The organism is Streptomyces cinereoruber (assembly GCF_009299385.1).
In the GTDB taxonomy this organism is placed as follows: Bacteria; Actinomycetota; Actinomycetes; order Streptomycetales; family Streptomycetaceae; genus Streptomyces; species Streptomyces bikiniensis.
On record NZ_CP023693.1, the window covers coordinates 3,447,917 to 3,471,676 of the forward strand.

Genomic DNA, 23,760 nt, shown 5'->3' on the forward strand with positions numbered 1-23,760 from the left:
CCCGGGGCCGCCGGGTCCCCCGCGCGCCGACGGGCACCTCTCGCACGTGCGAGGGGTGCCCGTTCCGCGTTTCAGTCCCACTCGTCCGGGCGCCATTCGCCCGGGTCCACCCACCAGACGTACGAGGGACGCCCGGCGGTCGCGCTGGTGCGGAAGGGGCGGCCTCCGTCGTCGACCCGGATCGTGCCCCTGCGGTCGCCGCTGCTCCATTCGACCTCCAGGTACCAGTGGACGTCGTGGGCCTTCGTGGTCACGTCGAAGCGGAGCACCTGGGGGTCGTCGGAGGCGACCTTGTAGGGGAAGTCCTCGGCGGGGACGGTGATGTCGCCGTTCCGGCCGGCGACCGGGCGGACGCCGGGCTGGGGGCGGTCGAGGTCCACGGCGAACGTCTGCGGGGTGACGCCGCTGCCGCAGCCCTCGCCCATCGAGAACGCCGACCAGGGCAGGGCGGCGGAGCGGCCCACCACCCGGACGTTGACCCTGGTGATCACCACGGAGTCGGCCGTGCGGCCCGTGGCGGTGAGTTCGAGGCGCATCCCGCCGCCGTCCACCGCGCCGAGCGACCGCGCCCAGCTCCGGTGGTCCTGGGGCGGGGGCGGCGGGGGCACGGTGCCGGGGGCGCGGTCGAGCAGGTAGTACTGGCCGCAGGGATGGTCCCAGTTGTACGAGCTGATGCCGACGCGCAGCGGGGCACCCCCGGTCGCGGGCGCGCCGGACCGCGAGGCGGCCGGTGACGGGGTGCGCGAAGGGGCCGGGGAGGCCGGGGCGCCCTTGCCGTCCGGCGGCCGGGACGGCGATCCGGCCGGAGTCCCGGACGGGGTCGGGGTCGCGGCCGGGGACGAAGCGGGACCGGGGCGTACGGGGAGGGTGCCGCCGGTCGCCGGACCGGACGGGGCGGGCGCCGGGGCCGCCCGCTCCGGCCGCTCTCCCCCGCCACCGGACGCGAACACGGCGACCGGCACGGCCACCGCGACGACCACGGCGGCGGCGAGCGCGACGAGCACGCGGCGACGGCGCGCGCCGCCCCGCCGGGGCGCACCGGGCTCGCCGGGCTCGTCGGACACGTCCGGAACGGCTTCCGTTTCAGGCGCAGGCACCGGCACCGGCTCAGGCACCGGAGCTGGCGCGGGCGCCGCCACAGGCACAGGCACAGGATCGGCTACCGGCTCAGGTCCAGCCGCCCGTTCAGGTTCAGCTACCGGCTCCGGGTCCGCCTCCGCCCCAACCGGCTCCGGCTCCGGGCCCGGATCCGCCCCGACCGGCCTCGTCCCCACCCCCGACCGGCTCCGGGTCCGCGCGTCGTCCGCGACGATCCAGCGCCGGTGCAGCTCGATCAGTTCCTCGCGCTCGGCCCCGCACAGGCGCGCGAACCGCTCGACCGCCGCGAACTCGGCCGGTACGGCGTCCCCGTTGCAGTACCGGTGCAGGGTCGACGTGCTGACGTGCAGGCGTCCGGCGAGCACCCCGTAACTGCGCCCCGAACGTTCCTTCAGCCGCCGCAGCAGCGCGCCCAACTCCTGGGCCTCCGGCGTGGTCGCCACCGCGCCCCTCCCCGTGTTCGGTGTCCTCGCGTCCCGGGACGGCGTTCCAGGCAGAGGCCGTTCCCGCTGGTCACCGTACCCGTGAGCGTTCCGGCGTCCCCCATGGTCCGTTCGGCGTTGCGGCCGGAATCCGCCGCCCCGCAACCTGGGGCCACGCCGCAGGGCACCGGTCCACGGACGGTGCGGCGGCCGGAGACAGACCGAAAAGCAACGACACCCACGGGGGTTCCACCATGCGTACGCACCGCATCCGCATCGCCGCCGCGGCGGCCGCCACCGCCGCCGTCCTCTCCCTCACCGCCTGCCAGGGCTCGGGCGGCGGGACGCGGGACGAGGGCCGGGCCTCGTCGCCGGCCACCGCCACGCCGACGACGCAGGCACCGGCGGCCACGCCGACGTCGGCCCCCGCCCCCGCCCCCGCTCCGACGGACACGGACGCCTCCGGCAGCAAGAGCACCTCCCCGCAGGGCACCGCCGAAGCCCCTGCCCCCGGTAAGAACAACGGCAAGGGCAAGGGCGAAGGCGGCGGGAAGAACACCACCGGCACCCCGAACACCGCCGACACCGCCGACCGCCCGTGCGACGCGTCGGCCGTGCGGGTCGTCTACAGCCCCCTCAGCCGCCCGCTGAACCACGCGATGCTCACCGTCACCAACACCGGCCGCACGGCGTGCAGCGCCTACCACGCCCCGGTGCTGCGCCTCGACGACGGGCAGGCGGCGGTCGCGGTGGACCGGGGCAGCAAGCCGCAGGCGGTGGTCACCCTGTTCCCGGGCGAGAGCGCGTACGCGGCCATGATCCTGTCGGCGGCCGACGGCAGCGGGAACCACGGCCGGACGTCGAAGAAGCTGACCGTGTGGTTCGCCCCGCGCGACGACGCGGGTTCGGCCGGGGGCCCGGCGGTCCTGGAGCTGCCGGCCGGCACGTACACGGACAGCACCACCCGGGTCACGTACTGGCAGAGCTCGATGGAGGACGCCCTGAGCTGAGGACGTCCCGAGCCTCTGATCCCGCAGATCACCGCCGACGCGCCGCGTCCCGTTCCCGGGGCGCGGCGCGTCGGCGTCACCGTGTCACCGGATGGCGTGCGAGGTGCGTCCGGAGACCTCGTCGATCTCCGTGTGGGCCTTCTGGAGGAGCTGCGAGGCGAGGTCCATCAGGGCGCGCGCTCCGGCGATCTCCTCGCCGACCCGCAGCTGGTCCGGATCGGAGGGGTGCCGGTTCGCGGTGCCGTGGGCCCGGAACTCGGTGCCGTCGCCGAGCCGGACCATGGCGGCGGCCCGTGTCCGGTCGCCCTCCTCCTGGAACTCCATCTCCACGTGCCATCCGACCAGCGTGTGCATCATGAGGACCACCTCCGGCGAGGTAGGGGGGACCTGTCGGCTACCCCTCCAGGGTGCGCCGACCGGCGGCCCCCCACCAGCCAGGGCCGGTCAGACGCCGCGGCCGAGCTTCTGCGCGACCTCGGTCGCCCAGTAGGTGAGGATCATCTGCGCGCCGGCCCGCCGGATGCCGGTGAGGCTCTCCAGGATGGCCTTGTCGCGGTCGATCCAGCCCTTCTCGGCGGCGGCCTCGACCATCGCGTACTCGCCGCTGATCTGGTAGGCGGCGACCGGTACGTCCACGGAGTCGGCGACCTTGGCGAGGACGTCGAGGTACGGTCCCGCGGGCTTGACCATGACCATGTCCGCGCCCTCCTCCAGGTCGAGCGCGAGCTCGCGCATCGACTCGCGGAGGTTGGCCGGGTCCTGCTGGTAGGTCTTGCGGTCGCCCTGGAGGGAGGAGCCGACGGCCTCGCGGAAGGGGCCGTAGAAGGCGGAGGAGTACTTGACGGCGTACGCGAGGATCGCGACGTCCTCCTTGCCGATGGTGTCGAGGGCGTCGCGGATCACGCCGACCTGGCCGTCCATCATCCCGGAGGGGGCGACGACGTGGGCGCCGGCGTCGGCCTGGACCTGGGCCATCTCGGCGTACCGTTCCAGCGTGGCGTCGTTGTCGACCCGTCCGTCGGCGTCGAGGACACCGCAGTGGCCGTGGTCGGTGAACTCGTCCAGGCACAGGTCGGACATGATCACGAGGTCGTCGCCGACCTCGGCGCGCACGTCCCGGAGGGCGACCTGGAGGATGCCGTCGGGGTCGGTGCCGACGGTGCCGGCGGCGTCCTTCTTGGCGTCCTCGGGCACGCCGAAGAGCATGATCCCGGAGACCCCGGCCTCCAGCGCCTCCACGGCGGCCTTCCGCAGGGTGTCGCGGGTGTGCTGGACGACGCCGGGCATGGCCCCGATCGGCACGGGTTCGGTGATCCCCTCGCGCACGAACGCGGGCAGGATCAGGTCGGCGGGATGCAGCCGCGTCTCGGCCACCATCCGCCGCATGGCGGGCGTCGTCCGCAGCCGCCGCGGCCGCGCCCCGGGAAAGGATCCGTACGAGTTCATACGCCCGAGGCTACGCCCGCGCGAGCGGTGCACTTGCCGACAGGGTGTTGCCGCGAAAAGCCCCCGGGCAGCGCGAAGGGTGCGGGCCCGTGAAGGACCCGCACCCCGGAGAACCCCTAGGTGGTGCGCCGTCTCCTCGCACCCGGTCGCCGCTCGCTCGGCCGCGTCACCGGGTCGCCCGCCTCCAGGGCGGACTCCCGGCGGCGCGTGCCGAAGTCCGCGAGGGCCTCCGCCAGCTTGTGGACGGACGGCTCGGGCGACAGGACGTCGACCCGCAGGCCGTGCTCCTCCGCCGTCTTGGCGGTGGCGGGGCCGATGCAGGCGATGACGGTGACGTTGTGCGGCTTGCCGGCGATGCCGACCAGGTTCCGCACGGTCGAGGACGAGGTGAAGAGGACCGCGTCGAAGCCGCCGCCCTTGATCGCCTCGCGGGTGTCGGCCGGCGGCGGCGAGGCCCGTACGGTCCGGTAGGCGGTGACGTCGTCCACCTCCCACCCGAGCTCGATGAGGCCCGCGACCAGGGTCTCGGTCGCGATGTCGGCGCGCGGCAGGAAGACGCGGTCGATCGGGTCGAAGACCGGGTCGTACGGCGGCCAGTCCTCCAGGAGTCCGGCGGCGGACTGCTCGCCGCTGGGCACCAGGTCGGGCTTGACGCCGAAGTCCACGAGGGCGGCGGCGGTCTGCTCGCCCACCGCGGCGACCTTGATCCCGGCGAAGGCGCGGGCGTCGAGCCCGTACTCCTCGAACTTCTCGCGGACGGCCTTCACGGCGTTGACGGAGGTGAAGGCGATCCACTCGTAGCGGCCGGTGACCAGGCCCTTGACCGCGCGCTCCATCTGCTGGGGGGTGCGCGGCGGCTCGACGGCGATGGTCGGGACCTCGTGCGGCACGGCGCCGTACGAGCGCAGCTGGTCGGAGAGCGAGGCGGACTGCTCCTTGGTGCGCGGCACGAGGACCCGCCAGCCGAAGAGCGGCTTGGACTCGAACCACGACAGCTGGTCCCGCTGCGCCGGGGCGCTGCGCTCGCCGACCACGGCTATGACCGGCCGGTGGCCCTCGGGTGAGGGGAGGACCTTGCCCTGCTTGAAGACCTGGGCGATGGTGCCGAGGGTGGCGTTCCAGGTCCGCTGGCGGGTGGTCGTACCGGCGATGGTGACGGTGAGCGGGGTGTCCGGCTTGCGGCCGGCCGCGACCAGCTCGCCGGCGGCGGCGGCCACCGCGTCGAGGGTGGTGGAGACGACGACGGTGCCGTCGGAGGCGCCGACCTCGCTCCAGCACCGCTCGTCGGCGGTGCGGGCGTCGACGAAGCGCACGTCGGTGCCCTGGGCGTCGCGCAGCGGTACGCCGGCGTACGCGGGGACGCCGACGGCGGTGGCGACGCCGGGGACGACCTCGAAGGGGATGCCCTCGGCGGCGCAGGCGAGCATCTCGGCGCCCGCGTTGCCGTCGAGGCCGGGGTCGCCGGTCACCGCACGGACGACCCGCCTGCCGCCCCTCGCGGCCTCCATGACAAGATTGGCCGCATCCCTCAACACGGGGACACCGGCGGCTGTTGACGCCTCGTCGACGACCGCCAGCTCCGGCGTGCTCACCCCCGCGCGCGCGTGGCCGCGGACGACGTCGAGGACCTCGGGCTCGGCGATCAGGACGTCCGCCCCCGCGAGGGCCTCGACGGCCCGGAGGGTCAGGAGTCCGGGGTCGCCCGGTCCCGCGCCGAGGAAGGTGACGTGTCCGTGGCCCGCGAAGGCCGGGGACAGGGGGCTGGTGGTCGGGCTGGTGGGGTTCAAAGTGCTCGCTCCCCCATAAGACCGGCCGCACCCTTGGCGAGCATCTCGTCCGCGAGTACGCGTCCGAGCGCCATGGCCTCGTCGTGCGAGGTGGGTACGGGTCCGGTGGTGGACAGCTGCACCAGCGTCGAGCCGTCGGTGGTGCCGACGACGCCGCGCAGGCGCATTTCGGTGACAGCCTGCCCGTGACCGGGGTCGTCGGCCAGCAGGTCGGCGAGCGCACCCACGGGTGCGGAGCAGCCGGCCTCCAGGGCGGCGAGCAGGGAGCGCTCGGCGGTCACGGCGACCCGCGTGTGCGGGTCGTCGAGAGCGGAGAGCGCGGCGACGAGTCCGGCGTCGGACGCCGGACACTCGACGGCGAGGGCCCCCTGGCCGGGGGCGGGCAGCACGGAGTCGACCGGGAGGTGGTCGAGGGCGAGGGAGCCGATGAGCTCCTCGGTGCCGCCGATGCGGTTGAGTCCGGCCGCGGCGAGGACCACCGCGTCCAGCTCGCCCTTGCGGACGTAGCCGACGCGGGTGTCGACGTTGCCCCGGATCGGGACGCAGGTCAGGTCCAGGCCGTGGCTGCGCGCGTAGGCGTGCAGCTGGGCCGTGCGGCGCGGCGAGCCGGTGCCGACCCGGGCGCCCTCGGGGAGCCGGTCGAGCGTGGTGCCGGCGGGGGCGATCAGCACGTCGCGGGGGTCCTCGCGGCGGGGGATCGCGGCCACGACCAGGTCGGGGTGCGGGGTGGTCGGCAGGTCCTTCAGCGAGTGGACGGCGAAGTCCACCTCGCCGGCGAGCAGCGCGTCGCGCAGGGCGGCGACGAAGACGCCGGTGCCGCCGATCTGCGCGAGGTGCTCGCGGGAGGTGTCCCCGTACGTCGTGATCTCCACGAGCTCGACGGGCCGGCCGGTCAGCTGCCGTACGGCGTCGGCCACGTGCCCGGACTGGGCCATGGCGAGCTTGCTGCGCCTGGTCCCGAGCCTCAGTGCCCTCTCGGTCATACTCGCCCTCGGTTCTTGACGTCGGCGTCATTCAGGTCGGCCCGGCTGACGGCGGCGACCGTCTCCGGGTCGAGGTCGAAGAGTGTCCGCAGCGCGTCCGCGTACCCGGCGCCGCCGGGCTCGCTGGCGAGCTGCTTGACCCGCACGGTCGGCGCGTGCAGGAGCTTGTCCACCACGCGGCGCACGGTCTGGGTGATCTCGGCGCGCTGCTTCTCGTCGAGGCCGGGGAGCCGGCCTTCGAGGCGCGTGACCTCGCTGGTCACCACGTCGGCGGCCATGGCGCGCAGGGCCACGACGGTGGGGGTGATGTGGGCGGCGCGCTGGGCGGCGCCGAAGGCGGCGACCTCGTCGGCGACGATGGCGCGGACCCGGTCGACGTCGGCGGCCATGGGTGCGTCCGCGGAGGCCTCGGCGAGCGATTCGATGTCGACGAGCCGGACGCGGGGGAGGCGGTGGGCGGCGGCGTCGATGTCGCGGGGCATGGCGAGGTCGAGGAGGGCGAGGGGGGTCTCGCGGTCCCGTACGGCGTCGGCGACGTCGTCTCCGGTGAGGACGAGTCCGGTGGCGCCGGTGCAGGAGACGACGACGTCGGCGCCGCGCAGTTCGTCGCCGACGGCAACCATCTCGGCCGCGCGTGCGGCGACTCCCGTTCCGCCGGGCTCGGTGAGGATCTGGACGAGCCGTTCGGCGCGGGCGAGGGTGCGGTTGGCGACGACGATCTCGGCGACGCCGGAGCGGGCGAGGGTGGCGGCGGCCAGGGAGGACATGGAGCCGGCGCCGATGACGAGGGCCTTCTTGCCCTTGGCCCAGGTGTCGACGTCCTGGCCGTCGGCGAGCTGCTGGAGCCCGAAGGTGACGAGCGACTGCCCGGCGCGGTCGATGCCGGTCTCGCTGTGGGCGCGCTTGCCGACCCGCAGGGCCTGCTGGAAGAGGTCGTTGAGGAGGCGTCCGGCGGTGTGGAGTTCCTGGCCGAGGGCGAGGGCGTCCTTGATCTGGCCGAGGATCTGGCCCTCGCCGACGACCATGGAGTCCAGGCCGCAGGCCACCGAGAAGAGGTGGTGGACGGCCCGGTCCTCGTAGTGCACGTAGAGGTAGGGGGTGAGCTCGTCCAGGCCGACGCCGCTGTGCTGGGCGAGGAGCGTGGACAGCTCGGCGACGCCGGCGTGGAACTTGTCGACGTCGGCGTAGAGCTCGATGCGGTTGCAGGTGGCCAGGACGGTGCCCTCGGTGGCCGGTTCGGCGGCGAGGGTGTCCTGGAGGAGCTTGGAGCGGGTGTCGGCCGGCAGGGAGGCCCGCTCCAGGATGGAGACGGGGGCGCTGCGGTGGCTGAGTCCGACGACGAGGAGGCTCATGCCGGCATCACGGCGGGGACGTCCCCGTCGGGTCCCTTGCGGCTGCCGGCGCCCGTGGCGCCGCGGGGGGCGGGCGGTACGACGGCGGGGGTGTGCTCCGCGTCGCCGTCGGCCCCGGCGTCCTCGCCGGCCTTGCGCTGCTCGTGGAAGGCGAGGATCTGGAGCTCGATGGAGAGGTCGACCTTGCGCACGTCGACGCCGTCGGGCACGGAGAGCACGGTCGGGGCGAAGTTCAGGATGGAGGTGACGCCGGCGGCCACGAGGCGGTCGCAGACCTGCTGGGCGACGCCGGCGGGGGTGGCGATGACGCCGATGGAGACGCCGTCCTGCTCGATGATCCGCTCGAGGTCGTCGCTGTGCTGGACGGGGATGCCGGCGACGGGCCGCCCGGTCATGGCGGGGTCGGCGTCGATGAGCGCGGCGACGCGGAAGCCTCGGGAGGCGAAGCCGCCGTAGCCGGCGAGCGCGGCGCCGAGGTTTCCGATGCCGACGATGACGACGGGCCAGTCCTGGGTGAGGCCCAGCTCGCGGGAGATCTGGTAGACGAGGTACTCGACGTCGTAGCCGACCCCGCGGGTGCCGTAGGAGCCGAGGTAGCTGAAGTCCTTGCGCAGCTTCGCGGAGTTGACGCCCGCAGCGGCCGCGAGCTCCTCGGAGGAGACCGTGGGTACGGAACGCTCCGAGAGCGCGGTCAGCGCGCGCAGATACAGCGGAAGCCGGGCGACGGTGGCCTCGGGAATTCCTCGGCTACGGGTCGCCGGTCGGTGAGTTCGGCCAGTTGCCACGGTGCTCCTGCGGGATGAGCGGGGCTGCAGGCGGCCATATGTCCCAAGACCGCCCCGTCGAATGCAGGCTATGTCTTTGTGAACGCGTGCACAAAGATGGTGTCCGTTTTGTCCGGCCAAAGTGACCGGGGTCACGCGGCTGGTTCCCGTCGCCGGGGAACCACCGGAGAGCTCGGCGCGTCGAGAACCCGAAGGGGGCAAAACCGCACACTCTCCTCACGGTGCCGCCCCCGAAACCCAACAAAACGTCCACGATGGTAACCGGGTTTCGGTCACGCACCCAGTTCGCGCCGGAGCCGGTCGGCGTCCACCCGCCAGAAGGTGTGCTGCTCCCCGTCGACCAGGACGACGGGGATCTGCTCCCAGTACGCCCGGTAAAGGTCTTCGTCGCGCGTGATGTCCTTCTCCTCCCAGGACGCCCCGGTCTCCGCGCACACGGCCTCGACCACCGCCCGCGCGTCGTCGCAGAGATGGCATCCCGGCCTGCCGATGAGGGTCACGGTCCGCGCCCCGGCGTCCGCCTTCTTCTTCCGTCCGAACATGGCGCCCATTCTGTCCCGCCGCCGCACCGGGGCCACCCCGCCGGAACGCGCTCCGGACGCGACCCGGTCAAGTGACCCCCGATCAAGTGACCCGATTAACAGGAGGGCCCCGCACTGTTCACGCCGCCGCATCGTCACAAGTCGGGAAGTACCGAACAGACTGGCTATGCTCACGGCATGGCCGCTCTGGGATGGCTCACCCCACGTAGGCGCTCCGCCACCGCGCGCAGCGTCCTCGCAGGCGAGGCCGCTGCCGAGGCAGCGCGCAAGACCTCGCTCCAGCTGGAACGGGAGCGGGAGGAGGCCTCGGCCGAACCGCCCGCCGAGCCCGAGTTCCCGGTCGTCGGCGACGTGCGGGCGGCGGCCTTCTTCGACCTCGACAACACCGTGATGCAGGGCGCCGCGATCTTCCACTTCGGCCGCGGCCTGTACAAGCGGAAGTTCTTCCAGCGCCGCGAACTCGCCCGCTTCGCCTGGCAGCAGGCCTGGTTCCGGCTCGCCGGCGTCGAGGACCCCGAGCACATGCAGGACGCCCGCGAGAGCGCCCTGTCCATCGTCAAGGGCCACCGCGTCTCCGAACTGATGAGCATCGGCGAGGAGATCTACGACGAGTACATGGCCGACCGCATCTGGCCCGGGACCCGGGGCCTGGCCCAGGCGCACCTGGACGCGGGCCAGAAGGTGTGGCTCGTCACGGCCGCCCCGGTCGAGACGGCCACGATCATCGCCCGGCGGCTCGGCCTGACCGGCGCGCTCGGCACGGTCGCCGAGTCCGTCGACGGCGTCTACACCGGCCGGCTGGTCGGCGAGCCCCTGCACGGACCGGCCAAGGCCGAGGCGGTACGGGCGCTCGCCGCCGCCGAGGGCCTGGACCTGGGCCGCTGCGCCGCGTACAGCGACTCGCACAACGACATCCCGATGCTCTCGCTCGTCGGGCACCCGTACGCGATCAACCCGGACACCAAGCTCCGGAAGCACGCGAAGGAACGGGAGTGGCGGCTGCGCGACTACCGGACCGGGCGCAAGGCCGCCAAGGTCGGCATCCCCGCCGCCGCGGGCCTGGGCGCGCTGGCCGGCGGCACGGCCGCCGCGGTCGCCCTGCACCGCCGCCGCCACTGACGCCCGGCCTCCCCGCCCGCCGATACGTTTCGGCTGCGATCATCTGCGACAACCCCGGACCAGGCCCCCTCACCCGTCCGTGGTCGAACAGCACCGCACAGGTCGACTCCCGGGCATTCCCGGCCCCTTACCCCGCAGCGGCCCCGATCACGCACGCAGCTCTCACTTGAGCACAACACAACGTGCACGCGATCAGATTCGAAAGCAGACCGATCAACAACCAGTCACCAACTGGACCTTGATCCGACTGCAAGCAGTAACAGATGCGACGGAACCGGCGATTTCTGCAACTGGGTGTAGCGCTGCCTGTACGAAGCGTTATTCTCCTCAGACGCACAAAGGACCCCTCACGTCGCCACGACGGGTGAACGGTCCCGCACTGCACGTGATGGAAGCTCTGCCTCTGGGAGTCCCGTGTACCCACACGTCGGGGTTGACACCTCGGGCCTGGCCACGCTGCGCGCAACGGTCCTGGACCACTTGCGCGGCTTCGTCCCCACCGCGTACGCCGGCCCCGTCCCCGCCTTCGCCTTCGCCGCACCGGCACCCGTCGGGCCTTGCTACGCCCTGGCCGACGGCGGCGCCGCCGTGGGCAGACGCGGCGCCCGGTCCGGCACCTCGACCGCCTCCCGCCGTCCCGCCGCGGACAGCGACAGCGCCCGCATGATGGACCTCGTCGAACGGGCCCAGGCGGGCGAGGCCGAGGCCTTCGGCCGCCTGTACGACCAGTACAGCGACACGGTCTACCGCTACATCTACTACCGCGTCGGCGGAAAGGCGACGGCGGAGGACCTCACCAGCGAGACGTTCCTGCGCGCCCTGCGCCGGATCTCCACCTTCACCTGGCAGGGCCGCGACTTCGGCGCCTGGCTCGTCACCATCGCCCGGAACCTGGTCGCCGACCACTTCAAGTCCAGCCGCTTCCGCCTCGAAGTGACCACCGGCGAGATGCTGGACGCCAACGAGGTGGAGCGCAGCCCCGAGGACTCCGTCCTGGAGTCCCTCTCCAACGCCGCCCTCCTCGACGCGGTCCGCCGCCTCAACCCCCAGCAGCAGGAGTGCGTGACCCTGCGCTTCCTCCAGGGCCTCTCGGTCGCCGAGACCGCCCGCGTCATGGGGAAGAACGAGGGGGCGATCAAGACCCTCCAGTACCGGGCGGTCCGCACCCTGGCCCGCCTCCTCCCCGACGACGCCCGCTGACCCGACGACACCCGGCGACGCCCGCAGACCGCCCGGCGCCCCCCACGCGCGCCCGTCCCGCCCCCGTCCGCGGCCCGTCCCCCGCTCCCCCGCCCCACTCCCCCACACGTCCCCCGACCCCCGTCCAACTCACAGTCGGTGACGCCCCGATGACGCACTGGTCCGATCATCTCTCGCGCGTAACCCAAGTGCCGCGCCGCTCGTTGTGCGGGATGCAGGCTCCCTGTGGTCACGCCATGCCCGCAGCCACTCACTCTTTCGTGTGGCCGCGCTCAAGGTGTGCAACCCTCCGGACACCCCGGGGAGTCGACCGTCATGACGAGAGGAGGTGCCGCCAGTGATCGCGAACGTATCGGCGCACCGGCGGGCGAACGCCTTCGCCCAGGCCCTGGAGGACCGGGCGTCCGAGGGCGCTGCGGCCGAGCAGCCCGAGACCCCGGCCGAACCGGCCGAACCTGCGGAGCAGGGACGGCTCCTGGCCTTGGCGAACGGACTCGGCGAGCTGCCCAAGCCGCAGCTGGACCCCGAGGTCAAAGTGGTGCAGCGGGCCCAGTTGGTCGCCGCCATGGAAGCGATGCTCATGGAGGGGAGCGCGGCCGCGGGCCCCACGGTCCCGGAGCAGCGGACGTCCACCGGCAAGGGAGCCCACCGGGCGTCCCCGCTCCGGAAGCTGCGCCCGCGTTCCCGCTGGTCCAAGGGGCTCGCCGCCGGCGGCCTCACGGTCGGTGTGGCCGCGGGAGCCTTCGGCGGCGTGGCCGCCGCCAGCTCCGACGCCCTCCCCGGTGACTCGCTCTACGGGCTGAAGCGCGGGATGGAGGACATCAAGCTGGGCATGGCGGACGACGACGCGGACCGCGGCGGCATCTACCTCGACCAGGCCTCCACCCGCCTCAGCGAGGCCCGCCGCCTCATGGAGCGCGGCCGCGCGGGCGACCTCGACCACGAGTCGCTCGCCGAGATCCGGCGCGTCCTGGGCGGGATGAAGCACGACGCCTCCGAGGGCCACCGGCTGCTCCGCCAGGCGTACGAGCGGGACGGCGCCATCGCCCCGATGGCCCGGCTCAACTCCTTCGCCCAGGCCCACCGGGACACCTGGGACGGCCTCCGCGACCGGCTCCCCGTCCAGCTCGCGGACGTCGGCAGCGAGGTGACGCACGTCTTCGACGCCATAGACGAAGAGGTCGAGCCGCTCCAGTCGGTGCTCCCCCGCACCCCCGAGAAGGGCGCGGCCGGCACCGAGGGCCCCCGCAGCAGTCCCAGTACGCCGCAGGGCTCCCGGGAGACGGACACCCAGCGTCCGCCGACCGGCCGCGAGACGCCCTCCTCGGGCGACCCGTCCAGCGCGCCCCGCCCGTCGGGACCCGGCACGGACGCCGGCCCGGGCGCGGCCCCCGGCACCACCGCCCCGCCGCAGGACGACGGCCTCATCGGCGGCGGCACCGGCGGACTGCTCAAACCCTCCCCGACCGGGACGCCGACGTCCCCACCGGCGGCGGACCAGCCGGTCCCGGACGTCCCCGACGTCACCATCCCGCCCATCCTGCCGGGTCTGCTTCCGGGCCTCGGCATCGACAGCGAGGACGCTCGCTGACAAGAGGAAGGGGCGCCCCCACGGACGGGGGGTGCCCCTTTCTCATGCGCTGGACCCGGACGGCCGGAGGCTCAGAAGAACACCGACCTCCGCTGCACCAGCAGCTTGTAGAGCGTGTGCTGGATCTGCTCCCGCACCTGGTCCGTCAGGTTGAACATCAGCATCGGGTCCTCCGCCGCCTCCGGCGCGTAGGAGTCCGTCGGGATCGGCTCCCCGAACTGGATCGTCCACTTCGTCGGCAGCGGCAGCGCCCCGAGCGGCCCCAGCCACGGGAAGGTCGGCGTCAGCGGGAAGTACGGCAGGCCGAGGATCCGCGCCAGCGTCCTCGCGTTCCCCACCATGGGGTATATCTCCTCCGCTCCCACGATCGAGCAGGGCACGATCGGCACCCCGGCCCGCAGCGCCGTCGAGACGAACCCGCCCCGCCCGAACCGCTGGAGCTTGTACCGCTCCCCGAACGGCTTCCCGATCCCCTTGAAGCCCTCGGGCATCACCCCGACGATCTCACCGGACCGCAGCAGCCGCTCCGCGTCCTCCGCACAAGCCAGGGTGTGCCCCGCCTTGCGCGCCAGCTCGTTGACGACCGGCAGCACGAAGACCAGGTCCGCGGCGAGCAGCCGCAGGTGCCGCCCCGCCGGATGGTGGTCGTGGACGGCGACCTGCATCATCAGGCCGTCCAGCGGCAGCGTCCCCGAGTGGTTGGCGACGATCAGCGCCCCGCCCTTGTCGGGGATGTTCTCGACGCCCTTCACCTCCACCCGGAAGTACTTCTCGTACAGCGGGCGCAGCAGCGACATCAGGACCTGGTCGGTCAGCTCCTCGTCGTAGCCGAACTCGTCCACCTCGTACTCGCCGGTGATCCGCCGCCGCAGGAACGCGAGCCCGCCCGCGAGCCGCCGCTCCCAGTCGCCCCGGGCGGCCGGCGGCCCGGCGGTGACGGGCACGTCGGGCGCGGCCGGCTCCTCCGCCCCCGGGGAGGCGGGGGGTTCCGGCTCCTGCGGCCCCGGCAGGGCCCGTACGGCCGCCGTCTCGCCGTCGGCCCTGGCGGGCCGGCGACGGGCCCGTGAGCGGTCGTCGTCGAAGGGAATGACCTTGGCGTCCGCCATCGCAGTCGGGCCTCCTCAGGCGCCGTCGTGAACTGTGGGAACTCCGGAAGGGCCCCCGGGGGCCACGCGGGCGGCCAGCCGGTCCACCGCCCCGGCCAGTGCCTCGGGCGGCAGCAGCCCCCGCCCCCGGCTGCGCGCGAAGTCCGCGAAGGCCTCCGCCGTCGTGTGCCGGGGCGAGAAGCCGAAGACCTCGCGGGTGTGGACCGTCGAGACGACCCTGCCGTGCGTGAGCAGCCGGATCTGCTCGGGCGCGAAGTCGGTGACCCCGACCGTCCGCAGCGCCGTCCCCACCCAGGTGACCGCCGGGAGCAGCACCGGCACCGTAGGTCGGCCGAGCCGCCGCGCGCACTGGGAGAGGAGCAGCACCCCGTCCCCGGCCACGTTGAAGGTGCCGCTGTTCTGGGTGGCCCGGCGCGGCTCGTGCGCCGCCAGGCGCAGCACGTCGATCACGTCGTCCTCGTGGACGAACTGCAGCCGCGGGTCGTAGCCGAGGACGGTCGGCAGGACGGGCAGCGCCAGGTACTCGGTCAGCGGGGAGTCGATCCGGGGGCCCAGGATGTTCGCGAACCGCAGCACGCACACGGCCACGTCCGGGCGGCGCCGGGCGAAGCCCCGTACGTACCCCTCGACCTCGACGGCGTCCTTCGCGAAGCCCCCGCTCGGCAGCGCCTTCGCGGGCGTCGTCTCGGTGAAGACGGCCGGGTCGCGCGGCGCGGAGCCGTACACGCTCGTACTGGACTTGACGACGAGCCGGGCGATCCGCGGCGACTTCTGGCAGGCGCCGAGCAGCTGCATGGTGCCGATGACGTTGGTCTCCTTGACCGACGTCCGGCCGCCCCCGCCGAGGGCCGTCCCGGTGACGTCCAGGTGGACCACCGTGTCGACGTCGTGCTCGGCGAGGACCTTCGCGATCTCGGGGCGGCGGATGTCCACCCGTACGAAGTCGGCGGCGCCGAGGGGGTGCGCCGGCTCGACCGCGTCCACCGCGATCACCCGGTCCACCTCGGGGTCCCGCTGGATCCGCCGCACGAAGCGGCCGCCGAGGTGCCGGGCGGCACCGGTGACGAGCACGACCTTGCCCAAGATCAGCGCCTTCCGTCCGTCTTCCGTCGTCTTCCGTGGAGAGCTTCCACCGGTTCTGCCGGTTCCGTAGGTCGCCACCGTAGCGCTTCCGGATTTCCGCGCGACAAAAGACGTGGCCCTCCACCGCGAACGGTGAAGGGCCACGCCCGACGCACTGAATGCTGCGGTGCAGCGGTCGCCTTACTTCTTGTTGCGACGCTGAACGCGCGTGCGCTTGAGCAGCTTGCGGTGCTTCTTCTTCGCCATCCGCTTGCGCCGCTTCTTGATAACAGAGCCCACGACTACCCTCGCTCACTTCTCGGAACATTCCCGCCTCGGCGGAAATCGGTGCGGGGCGTCTGGGCCCACACGACCTACGTCGGCCTAGCCTACCGTCCCGAGCACCCCGGTCGTAATCCGAGGGCAATATCCGGCTCCCCCGGGGGACGCCCGGGGTCCTCCCGGGCTTTCCCGGTGACGTGCCGCGCGCTCGCTACGCGGTCCCCACCCCCACGTAGGACTCCCGGAGGTACTCGTGAACCGCCTGTTCCGGCACCCGGAAGGACCTGCCCACCCGGATCGCCGGCAGATGACCGCTGTGCACCAAGCGGTACACGGTCATCTTCGAGACGCGCATCACCGAGGCGACTTCCGCCACGGTCAGAAACTTGACCTCGTTGAGAGGTCGATCGCCAGCAGCCATGACCCACCTGTACCTTCCGCCGCGACGCCCACCGGCTTCCCCTCCGGTGACTCTTCGTCGCCGAGCGCTCACGATCCAGACTAGGGGCGGGTGGTACGAGTGGGGAAGAGGAGCCACCACCGGCCGTTTACCGTGACAGACGCGCCCGATTGAGTACATAGCGCGTCAGCGGGAGGTACGAGGCGGAGCGCACGCCGTCGTCAAGCGGAACCACCGCCGACACCTGCCCCTCGGCCTCCCCGACGAACGGCGCGGGATCGTCCGTGTCGGCGAGCCCGATGGCCTCGATACCCAGCTGACCTGCCCCGCAGACCCATCCGTGGTCCCCGACCACCAGCTCCGGAAGCGGCCCGCCGGAGTCGGCCGCGCTCTCCAGGGCGGCCCTGACCGGTAGCGGCGAATGGGAGTGCGCCCCCGGTGCGCGCCCGTCCCCGGGCGGTCCGGGTTCCCGTACGAACGCCACCCCCCGGACGTAGTCGAGGAGGTACGTGCGTACGCCGAACCGGGTCGTCATGTCGACACATCTCCCCTGCGCGGGGGTGAGGACAAGACATCCCGCCGCCGACAACGCGTCTGCGAGAGCGGCGTAGAAACCGAGCAGCCGGTGCGGATGGCCCGTGCCCAGGAGCACCGGAACCCTCCGTGCCGCCGCCGCGCCGAGCCGCGCCGCGAAGGCGTCGAGCCCCCGCAGGGTGCGCTCCGGGTCGATGGCGTCGGGGCCCGACCGGTGCTCCGGGTCGCCCGAGACCCCGCACTTCTCGGCCATGAGCCGCAGCAGTGCGGCCTCGTCCCACGGCCGCACCGGGTCGAGCCCGAGCAGCACCCGGGGGTCGCGCGCGGCGAAGAGCCGGTAGCTCCGCAGGTTCTCCTCCCGCGGGGTCGCCACCGCGCCCGCCAACCCCGCCGCCAACAGATGCGCCCGCAGCGCCCCGGTACTCCACACCCTCCCGATGCTGCCGGAACACGCCCGCCGGGGGGCCGGAACCTCCCGGACGCCCCACCGTCGGCGTAACTTCCGGCGGGGCGTTCCCCGGACGGGCCCTAGGCCAGCAGCCCCCGCAGCGGGAAGGCGGCCTTGCGGGTCGCGATCACCGCCTGGTCGAGCCGGTCGGCCGGGTCGTACCCCTCGGCCCACTCCCGGAAGTCCACCGGCCAGCGCCCGTCCGTCATCCGCGCGGGCCCCAACTGCCGCGTCCGCGCGTACACCTCGTCCCGCCACGACGAGGGGATCACCGACGCGGGGTCCACGGGCGCGTGCGCCGCGATCCCCACCAGGTGCGTCCACGACCGGGGGACGACGTCGACCACCGCGTACCCGCCGCCGCCGAGCGCCAGCCACCGCCCGCCGGCGTGCTCGTGCGCCAGCTCGTGGCAGGCCTCCTGGACCGCCCGCTGGGCGTCGAGGGAGACCGCCAGGTGGGCGAGCGGGTCCTCGAAGTGCGTGTCCGCCCCGTGCTGCGTGACGAGGACCTGCGGCCGGAAGTCCGCGAGCAGTTCCGGTACGACCGCGTGGAAGGCCCGCAGCCACCCCGCGTCCCCGGTCCCGGCCGGAAGCGCCACGTTCACGGCCCCGCCCTCGCCGGCCCCCGGCGCGCCGGTCTCCTCCGGCCAGCCGGTCTGCGGGAACAGCGTCCTCGGGTGCTCGTGCAGCGAGACCGTCAGGACCCGCGGGTCCTCCCAGAACGCCGCCTGCACCCCGTCCCCGTGGTGCACGTCCACGTCCACGTACGCCACCCGCTCCGCGCCCAGTTCGAGCAGCCGGGCGATGGCGAGCGAGGCGTCGTTGTAGATGCAGAAGCCGGCGGCCGCCCCGGGCATCGCGTGGTGCAGCCCGCCGGAGAAGTTGACCGCGTGCGCGGCCTCCCCGCGCCAGATCGCCTCCGCCGCGCCCACCGACTGGCCGGCGATCAGCGCCGACACCTCGTGCATCCCGGCGAACGCCGGGTCGTCGACCGTGCCGAGCCCGTACGCCTGGTCCGCGTGGCGCGGATCGGCCGAGGCCGCCCGCACGGCCGTCACGTAGTCCTCGCGGTGCACCAGCCGCAGCGTCGAGTCCCCGGCCGGTTTCGCCGCGACCACGTCGACCGCCCGGTCGAGCCCGTAGGCCCGCACCAGCGACATCGTCAGCGCGAGCCGTACCGGGTCCATCGGATGCTCGGACCCGAAGTCGTACTGCGTGACAGCTTCATCCCACATCAACAGTGCGCGGCCGCTCATGCCCGCCACCGTATCGGGCGCCCCGCGAGCCGAACGACGTGGCGTACACCACCGTCACCAGGACGAGCACCATCGGCACCAGCATCGCGCCCCGGTAGCTCCACGCGTCCCCGAGCGCCCCCACGAGCGGCGATCCGATGAGGAACCCGACGTAGTTGAAGACGTTGAGCCGGGCCACGGCCGCGTCGCTGTTCCCGGGGAAGAGCCGCCCGGCGGCGGCGAAGGTCTGCGGCACGAGCACGCTGAGCCCGAGCCCGAGGAGCGTGAACGCGGCAATCCCCGCCCAGGCGCCCGGCGCCGCCGCGACGAGCCCGAATCCGAGCGCCGCGAGCACGGCCCCGCCGCGCACGACCGCCGCGGCCCCGAGCCGGCGCACCCCGAAGTCCCCGACGGCCCGCCCGAGGAGCGTCGTCACCATGTACGCGTTGTACGGCACGGTCGCCAGCTCCTCGGAGCCGTGCAGCACGTCCTGGAGGTACTTGGCGCTCCAGTTGGCGACCGTCGAGTCCCCGATGTACGCGAAGGTCATCACGAGGCAGAGCGGCAGCAGCAGCGTGAACGCGACCGCACCGCTCCCCTTCTCCGTACTCTCCTCCGGTACGGGACCGTCGCCACCGGCCACGTACCACCGGCTGCCGACGAGCGCGAGGGGCAACAGGACGGCCACGACCGGCAGATAGGACGTGAACAGCGACAGGTGCCAGTGCGCCCCGACCCAGGCGAGCGAGGCCCCGACGATCCCGCCGAGGCTGTACGAGGCGTGGAAGCCGAGCATGATGCTCCGCCCGTACGCCCGCTGGAGGCTCACGCCCAGCATGTTCATGGACGCGTCCAGGGCGCCCACGGCGAGCCCGAAGAACCCGAGGGCGACGGCGGCCTGCCACAGCTCCGTACCGGCGCCGACGGCGAGCAGGGCCAGGAGGACGAAGGGCTGCGACCAGCGCAGTACCACGGCCGGCCCCACCCGGGCGACGACCTTCTCGGTCACCACGCTCGCCACTCCGGCGAGGATCGGCACGGCGGCCAGGAAGGCGGGCAGCAGGGCGTCGGATATCCCGTACCGGTCCTGGATCGCGGGTATCCGGGTCACGAGCAGGGCGAAGGTGACCCCCTGCACGAAGAATCCGAACGCCAGGGATCCCCGCCCACGCCGCAACCGCGCATCCGTCATGGCGGCACAGCGTACGACCGAAAACTACCCCTGGGTAGGCCTGGGCGGCGGGGAGATCACATCCCCAGAATCATGGGGAGCTCGTCCATCCTCCGGAAGAACCCCCGGGCCCCGGCGAGCTTCTCCTCGGGGGTCATCGCGGTGAACCCGTACACGTCCATCCCGGCGGCCATCGCGGCCTGCACGCCGAGCCGGCTGTCCTCGACGACCACGCACCGCCCGGGCTCGACGCCCATCCGCGCGGCGGCGTGCAGGAACAGGTCGGGTGCCGGCTTGCCCCGGCCGACGTCCTCGGAGCTGAAGACGTTCTCGTCCCGGAACCAGGCGTCGAGCCCGGTCTTCCGGTGCCCGACCCTGATCCGCTCGTGACTCCCCGAGGAGGCCACGCAGTACGGAACACCGGCCGCGACGAGCCGCTTCAGCACGTCCTCGACTCCGGGCACGGCTTCCAACTCGGCCCGGAACGCGGCGAAGACGCGCGCGTGGAAGACGTCGTCGAAGTCCGCGGGCAACCGCTGCCCGGTCCGCTCCTCGACCAGGTCGTGGACGCGGTGCATGGCGGACCCCATGTAGTCCCGCAACGAGTCCTCGTACGAGGTGGGGTGTCCGAGCTCCGTCAGGTAGCCGGCCAACAGGGTGTTGGAGATCGGCTCGCTGTCCACCAGCACACCGTCGTTGTCGAAGATGACCAAGTCGTATCGCATGGCACCAGCGTAGAACTGGTCCGGAACGCAAAAATGCCTCAACCCCCGGACAATGTCCGGGGGTTGAGGCTAAAAATTGTTCGGCGGTGTCCTACTCTCCCACAGGGTCCCCCCTGCAGTACCATCGGCGCTGAAAGGCTTAGCTTCCGGGTTCGGAATGTAACCGGGCGTTTCCCTAACGCTATGACCACCGAAACTCTATGAAGTTCACGAACCGCCGCACCCCGCAGGGGGCGTGTTCGTTGCTTCAGAACTAACACAGTGGACGCGAGCAACTGAGGACAAGCCCTCGGCCTATTAGTACCGGTCAGCTCCACCCCTTACGGGGCTTCCACATCCGGCCTATCAACCCAGTCGTCTACTGGGAGCCTTACCCTCTCAAGGAGGTGGGAATACTCATCTCGAAGCAGGCTTCCCGCTTAGATGCTTTCAGCGGTTATCCCTCCCGAACGTAGCCAACCAGCCATGCCCTTGGCAGGACAACTGGCACACCAGAGGTTCGTCCGTCCCGGTCCTCTCGTACTAGGGACAGCCCTTCTCAATATTCCTACGCGCACAGCGGATAGGGACCGAACTGTCTCACGACGTTCTAAACCCAGCTCGCGTACCGCTTTAATGGGCGAACAGCCCAACCCTTGGGACCGACTCCAGCCCCAGGATGCGACGAGCCGACATCGAGGTGCCAAACCATCCCGTCGATATGGACTCTTGGGGAAGATCAGCCTGTTATCCCCGGGGTACCTTTTATCCGTTGAGCGACGGCGCTTCCACAAGCCACCGCCGGATCACTAGTCCCGACTTTCGTCCCTGCTCGACCCGTCGGTCTCACAGTCAAGCTCCCTTGTGCACTTACACTCAACACCTGATTGCCAACCAGGCTGAGGGAACCTTTGGGCGCCTCCGTTACCCTTTGGGAGGCAACCGCCCCAGTTAAACTACCCATCAGACACTGTCCCTGATCCGGATCACGGACCGAGGTTAGACATCCAGCACGACCAGAGTGGTATTTCAACGACGACTCCACCATGACTGGCGTCACGGTTTCACAGTCTCCCACCTATCCTACACAAGCCGAACCGAACACCAATATCAAACTGTAGTAAAGGTCCCGGGGTCTTTCCGTCCTGCTGCGCGAAACGAGCATCTTTACTCGTAGTGCAATTTCACCGGGCCTATGGTTGAGACAGTCGAGAAGTCGTTACGCCATTCGTGCAGGTCGGAACTTACCCGACAAGGAATTTCGCTACCTTAGGATGGTTATAGTTACCACCGCCGTTTACTGGCGCTTAAGTTCTCAGCTTCGCAACCCCGAAAGGTCACTAACCGGTCCCCTTAACGTTCCAGCACCGGGCAGGCGTCAGTCCGTATACATCGCCTTACGGCTTCGCACGGACCTGTGTTTTTAGTAAACAGTCGCTTCTCGCTGGTCTCTGCGGCCACCCCCAGCTCAGGAAGCAAGTTCCTTCACCAGTGATGGCCCCCCTTCTCCCGAAGTTACGGGGGCATTTTGCCGAGTTCCTTAACCATAGTTCACCCGAACGCCTCGGTATTCTCTACCTGACCACCTGAGTCGGTTTAGGGTACGGGCCGCCATGAAACTCGCTAGAGGCTTTTCTCGACAGCATAGGATCATCCACTTCACCACAATCGGCTCGGCATCAGGTCTCAGCCTTGATGTGTGACGGATTTGCCTATCACACGGCCTACACCCTTACCCCGGGACAACCACCGCCCGGGCTGGACTACCTTCCTGCGTCACCCCATCGCTTACCTACTACAAGTCTGGTTCGTCGGCTCCACCACTCCCCTTTGCCCGAAGGCTCCGGGGCGGCTTCACGGACTTAGCATCGCCTGATTCGATATTGGGCGTTTCAAAGCGGGTACCGGAATATCAACCGGTTGTCCATCGACTACGCCTGTCGGCCTCGCCTTAGGTCCCGACTTACCCTGGGCAGATCAGCTTGACCCAGGAACCCTTAGTCAATCGGCGCACACGTTTCTCACGTGTGTATCGCTACTCATGCCTGCATTCTCACTCGTGAACCGTCCACAACTCGCTTCCGCGGCTGCTTCACCCGGCACACGACGCTCCCCTACCCATCACAGCCTCCGTTGGGAGTACATGCTGCAATGACACGACTTCGGCGGTACGCTTGAGCCCCGCTACATTGTCGGCGCGGAATCACTTGACCAGTGAGCTATTACGCACTCTTTCAAGGGTGGCTGCTTCTAAGCCAACCTCCTGGTTGTCTCTGCGACTCCACATCCTTTCCCACTTAGCGTACGCTTAGGGGCCTTAGTCGATGCTCTGGGCTGTTTCCCTCTCGACCATGGAGCTTATCCCCCACAGTCTCACTGCCGTGCTCTCACTTACCGGCATTCGGAGTTTGGCTAAGGTCAGTAACCCGGTAGGGCCCATCGCCTATCCAGTGCTCTACCTCCGGCAAGAAACACACGACGCTGCACCTAAATGCATTTCGGGGAGAACCAGCTATCACGGAGTTTGATTGGCCTTTCACCCCTAACCACAGGTCATCCCCCAGGTTTTCAACCCTGGTGGGTTCGGTCCTCCACGAAGTCTTACCTCCGCTTCAACCTGCCCATGGCTAGATCACTCCGCTTCGGGTCTTGAGCGTGCTACTAAAAGCGCCCTGTTCGGACTCGCTTTCGCTACGGCTTCCCCACACGGGTTAACCTCGCAACACACCGCAAACTCGCAGGCTCATTCTTCAAAAGGCACGCAGTCACGAGACACAAGCAAGCTTGTGTCCGACGCTCCCACGGCTTGTAGGCACACGGTTTCAGGTACTATTTCACTCCGCTCCCGCGGTACTTTTCACCATTCCCTCACGGTACTATCCGCTATCGGTCACCAGGGAATATTTAGGCTTAGCGGGTGGTCCCGCCAGATTCACACGGGATTTCTCGGGCCCCGTGCTACTTGGGTGTCTCTCAAACGAGCCGCATGAATTTCAGCTACGGGGGTCTTACCCTCTACGCCGGACCTTTCGCATGTCCTTCGCCTATCCATACGGTTTCTGACTCGCCTCACAGCCGGCAGACTGTGAAAGAGAGATCCCACAACCCCGCATGCGCAACCCCTGCCGGGTCTCACACGCATACGGTTTGGCCTCATCCGGTTTCGCTCGCCACTACTCCCGGAATCACGGTTGTTTTCTCTTCCTGAGGGTACTGAGATGTTTCACTTCCCCTCGTTCCCTCCACATGCCCTATGTGTTCAGGCATGGGTGACAGCCCATGACGACTGCCGGGTTTCCCCATTCGGAAACCCCCGGATCAAAGCCTGGTTGACGGCTCCCCGGGGACTATCGTGGCCTCCCACGTCCTTCATCGGTTCCTGGTGCCAAGGCATCCACCGTGCGCCCTTAAAAACTTGGCCACAGATGCTCGCGTCCACTGTGTAGTTCTCAAACAACGACCAGCCACCCACCACCTCACCGC

At 70.9% G+C, this 23,760-nt stretch carries 20 protein-coding genes, 2 rRNA genes and 1 pseudogene; 4 read left to right on the forward strand and 19 right to left on the reverse strand.

Going from position 1 to position 23,760, the window contains the following annotated elements; all coding sequences use genetic code 11:
* Positions 1-71: 71 nt before the first annotated feature.
* Both CP977_RS15315 and CP977_RS35340 read right to left on the reverse strand, forming a co-directional pair.
* A complete protein-coding gene (locus CP977_RS15315) occupies positions 72-1,064 on the reverse strand; it encodes a transcriptional regulator (RefSeq protein ID WP_308017213.1) in 993 nt (330 codons plus the stop codon).
* 282 nt (positions 1,065-1,346) lie between these two features.
* Positions 1,347-1,541 (reverse strand): annotated as a pseudogene (locus tag CP977_RS35340) (helix-turn-helix domain-containing protein); the annotation flags it as partial.
* Between the two features lie 233 nt (positions 1,542-1,774).
* Here CP977_RS35340 and CP977_RS15320 point away from each other — a divergent pair.
* Positions 1,775-2,530: a DUF4232 domain-containing protein gene (locus CP977_RS15320; RefSeq protein ID WP_062754500.1), complete on the forward strand. Its 756-nt coding sequence runs from the start codon at positions 1,775-1,777 to the stop codon at positions 2,528-2,530.
* An 84-nt stretch (positions 2,531-2,614) separates the two neighbouring features.
* On the opposite strand, the gene CP977_RS15325 is transcribed toward CP977_RS15320, so the two are convergent.
* The 7 genes from CP977_RS15325 to CP977_RS15355 all read right to left on the reverse strand — a co-directional run bounded on the left by CP977_RS15325 (position 2,615) and on the right by CP977_RS15355 (position 9,434).
* Entirely contained in the window at positions 2,615-2,884 is a 270-nt protein-coding gene (locus tag CP977_RS15325; protein WP_062757026.1) for a DUF1876 domain-containing protein, read from the reverse strand.
* Positions 2,885-2,974: 90 nt separating this feature from the next.
* Entirely contained in the window at positions 2,975-3,976 is a 1,002-nt protein-coding gene (gene hemB / locus CP977_RS15330; RefSeq protein ID WP_152370304.1) for a porphobilinogen synthase, read from the reverse strand.
* Positions 3,977-4,092: 116 nt separating this feature from the next.
* Positions 4,093-5,763 carry a bifunctional uroporphyrinogen-III C-methyltransferase/uroporphyrinogen-III synthase gene (locus CP977_RS15335; protein ID WP_062754496.1) on the reverse strand — a complete coding sequence of 557 codons (1,671 nt, stop codon included), beginning with the start codon at positions 5,761-5,763 and terminating at the stop codon, positions 4,093-4,095.
* Positions 5,760-6,746 carry a hydroxymethylbilane synthase gene (gene hemC / locus CP977_RS15340; RefSeq protein WP_062754494.1) on the reverse strand — a complete coding sequence of 329 codons (987 nt, stop codon included), beginning with the start codon at positions 6,744-6,746 and terminating at the stop codon, positions 5,760-5,762. Before hemC ends, CP977_RS15335 begins: the two co-directional genes overlap by 4 nt.
* A complete protein-coding gene (locus tag CP977_RS15345) occupies positions 6,743-8,098 on the reverse strand; it encodes a glutamyl-tRNA reductase (RefSeq protein WP_152370305.1) in 1,356 nt (451 codons plus the stop codon). Before CP977_RS15345 ends, hemC begins: the two co-directional genes overlap by 4 nt.
* On the reverse strand, positions 8,095-8,883 hold the full coding sequence (locus tag CP977_RS15350; protein ID WP_062754490.1) for a redox-sensing transcriptional repressor Rex: 789 nt from the start codon (positions 8,881-8,883) through the stop codon (positions 8,095-8,097). Before CP977_RS15350 ends, CP977_RS15345 begins: the two co-directional genes overlap by 4 nt.
* A 272-nt stretch (positions 8,884-9,155) precedes the next feature.
* Positions 9,156-9,434, reverse strand: coding sequence for a glutaredoxin family protein (locus CP977_RS15355; RefSeq protein ID WP_152370306.1), 279 nt, complete (start codon positions 9,432-9,434; stop codon positions 9,156-9,158).
* Between the two features lie 168 nt (positions 9,435-9,602).
* On the opposite strand from CP977_RS15355, the gene CP977_RS15360 reads away from it, so the two are divergent.
* The 3 genes from CP977_RS15360 (at position 9,603) to CP977_RS15370 (ending at position 13,335) form a co-directional block, all read left to right on the forward strand.
* Complete coding sequence (locus CP977_RS15360; protein WP_030219257.1) at positions 9,603-10,544, forward strand: HAD family hydrolase; 942 nt, start codon at positions 9,603-9,605, stop codon at positions 10,542-10,544.
* Positions 10,545-10,958: 414 nt separating this feature from the next.
* The gene (locus CP977_RS15365) at positions 10,959-11,744 is read left to right on the forward strand and encodes an ECF subfamily RNA polymerase sigma factor, BldN family (RefSeq protein ID WP_062754486.1); all 786 of its coding nucleotides are present in this window, start codon (positions 10,959-10,961) and stop codon (positions 11,742-11,744) included.
* Between the two features lie 337 nt (positions 11,745-12,081).
* Positions 12,082-13,335 carry a DUF5667 domain-containing protein gene (locus CP977_RS15370; protein ID WP_062754484.1) on the forward strand — a complete coding sequence of 418 codons (1,254 nt, stop codon included), beginning with the start codon at positions 12,082-12,084 and terminating at the stop codon, positions 13,333-13,335.
* 71 nt (positions 13,336-13,406) lie between these two features.
* Here the strand turns inward: CP977_RS15370 and CP977_RS15375 are convergent, their stop codons facing one another.
* From CP977_RS15375 to CP977_RS15420, 10 genes are all read right to left on the reverse strand, one after another.
* Positions 13,407-14,441 (reverse strand): lysophospholipid acyltransferase family protein, encoded by a 1,035-nt coding sequence (locus CP977_RS15375; RefSeq protein ID WP_062754482.1) that lies wholly within the window; start codon positions 14,439-14,441, stop codon positions 13,407-13,409.
* A 15-nt stretch (positions 14,442-14,456) separates the two neighbouring features.
* On the reverse strand, positions 14,457-15,524 hold the full coding sequence (locus CP977_RS15380; RefSeq protein WP_062754480.1) for an NAD-dependent epimerase/dehydratase family protein: 1,068 nt from the start codon (positions 15,522-15,524) through the stop codon (positions 14,457-14,459).
* Between the two features lie 180 nt (positions 15,525-15,704).
* On the reverse strand, positions 15,705-15,803 hold the full coding sequence (locus CP977_RS15385; RefSeq protein WP_003948845.1) for a 30S ribosomal protein bS22: 99 nt from the start codon (positions 15,801-15,803) through the stop codon (positions 15,705-15,707).
* Between the two features lie 193 nt (positions 15,804-15,996).
* Positions 15,997-16,206 carry a helix-turn-helix domain-containing protein gene (locus CP977_RS15390; protein ID WP_030219271.1) on the reverse strand — a complete coding sequence of 70 codons (210 nt, stop codon included), beginning with the start codon at positions 16,204-16,206 and terminating at the stop codon, positions 15,997-15,999.
* Between the two features lie 127 nt (positions 16,207-16,333).
* On the reverse strand, positions 16,334-17,149 hold the full coding sequence (locus CP977_RS15395; RefSeq protein ID WP_062754477.1) for a phosphatase: 816 nt from the start codon (positions 17,147-17,149) through the stop codon (positions 16,334-16,336).
* A gap of 98 nt (positions 17,150-17,247) precedes the next feature.
* Entirely contained in the window at positions 17,248-18,423 is a 1,176-nt protein-coding gene (locus CP977_RS15400) for an acetoin utilization protein AcuC (protein ID WP_062754475.1), read from the reverse strand.
* Positions 18,392-19,594, reverse strand: coding sequence for an MFS transporter (locus tag CP977_RS15405; protein ID WP_152370307.1), 1,203 nt, complete (start codon positions 19,592-19,594; stop codon positions 18,392-18,394). Before CP977_RS15405 ends, CP977_RS15400 begins: the two co-directional genes overlap by 32 nt.
* Positions 19,595-19,650: 56 nt before the next feature.
* Positions 19,651-20,298 (reverse strand): HAD family hydrolase, encoded by a 648-nt coding sequence (locus CP977_RS15410; RefSeq protein WP_062754471.1) that lies wholly within the window; start codon positions 20,296-20,298, stop codon positions 19,651-19,653.
* A 78-nt stretch (positions 20,299-20,376) separates the two neighbouring features.
* Positions 20,377-20,493, reverse strand: a 5S ribosomal RNA gene (gene rrf / locus CP977_RS15415).
* An 82-nt stretch (positions 20,494-20,575) separates the two neighbouring features.
* A 23S ribosomal RNA gene (locus CP977_RS15420) occupies positions 20,576-23,698 on the reverse strand.
* Between the last annotated feature and the right edge of the window lie 62 nt (positions 23,699-23,760).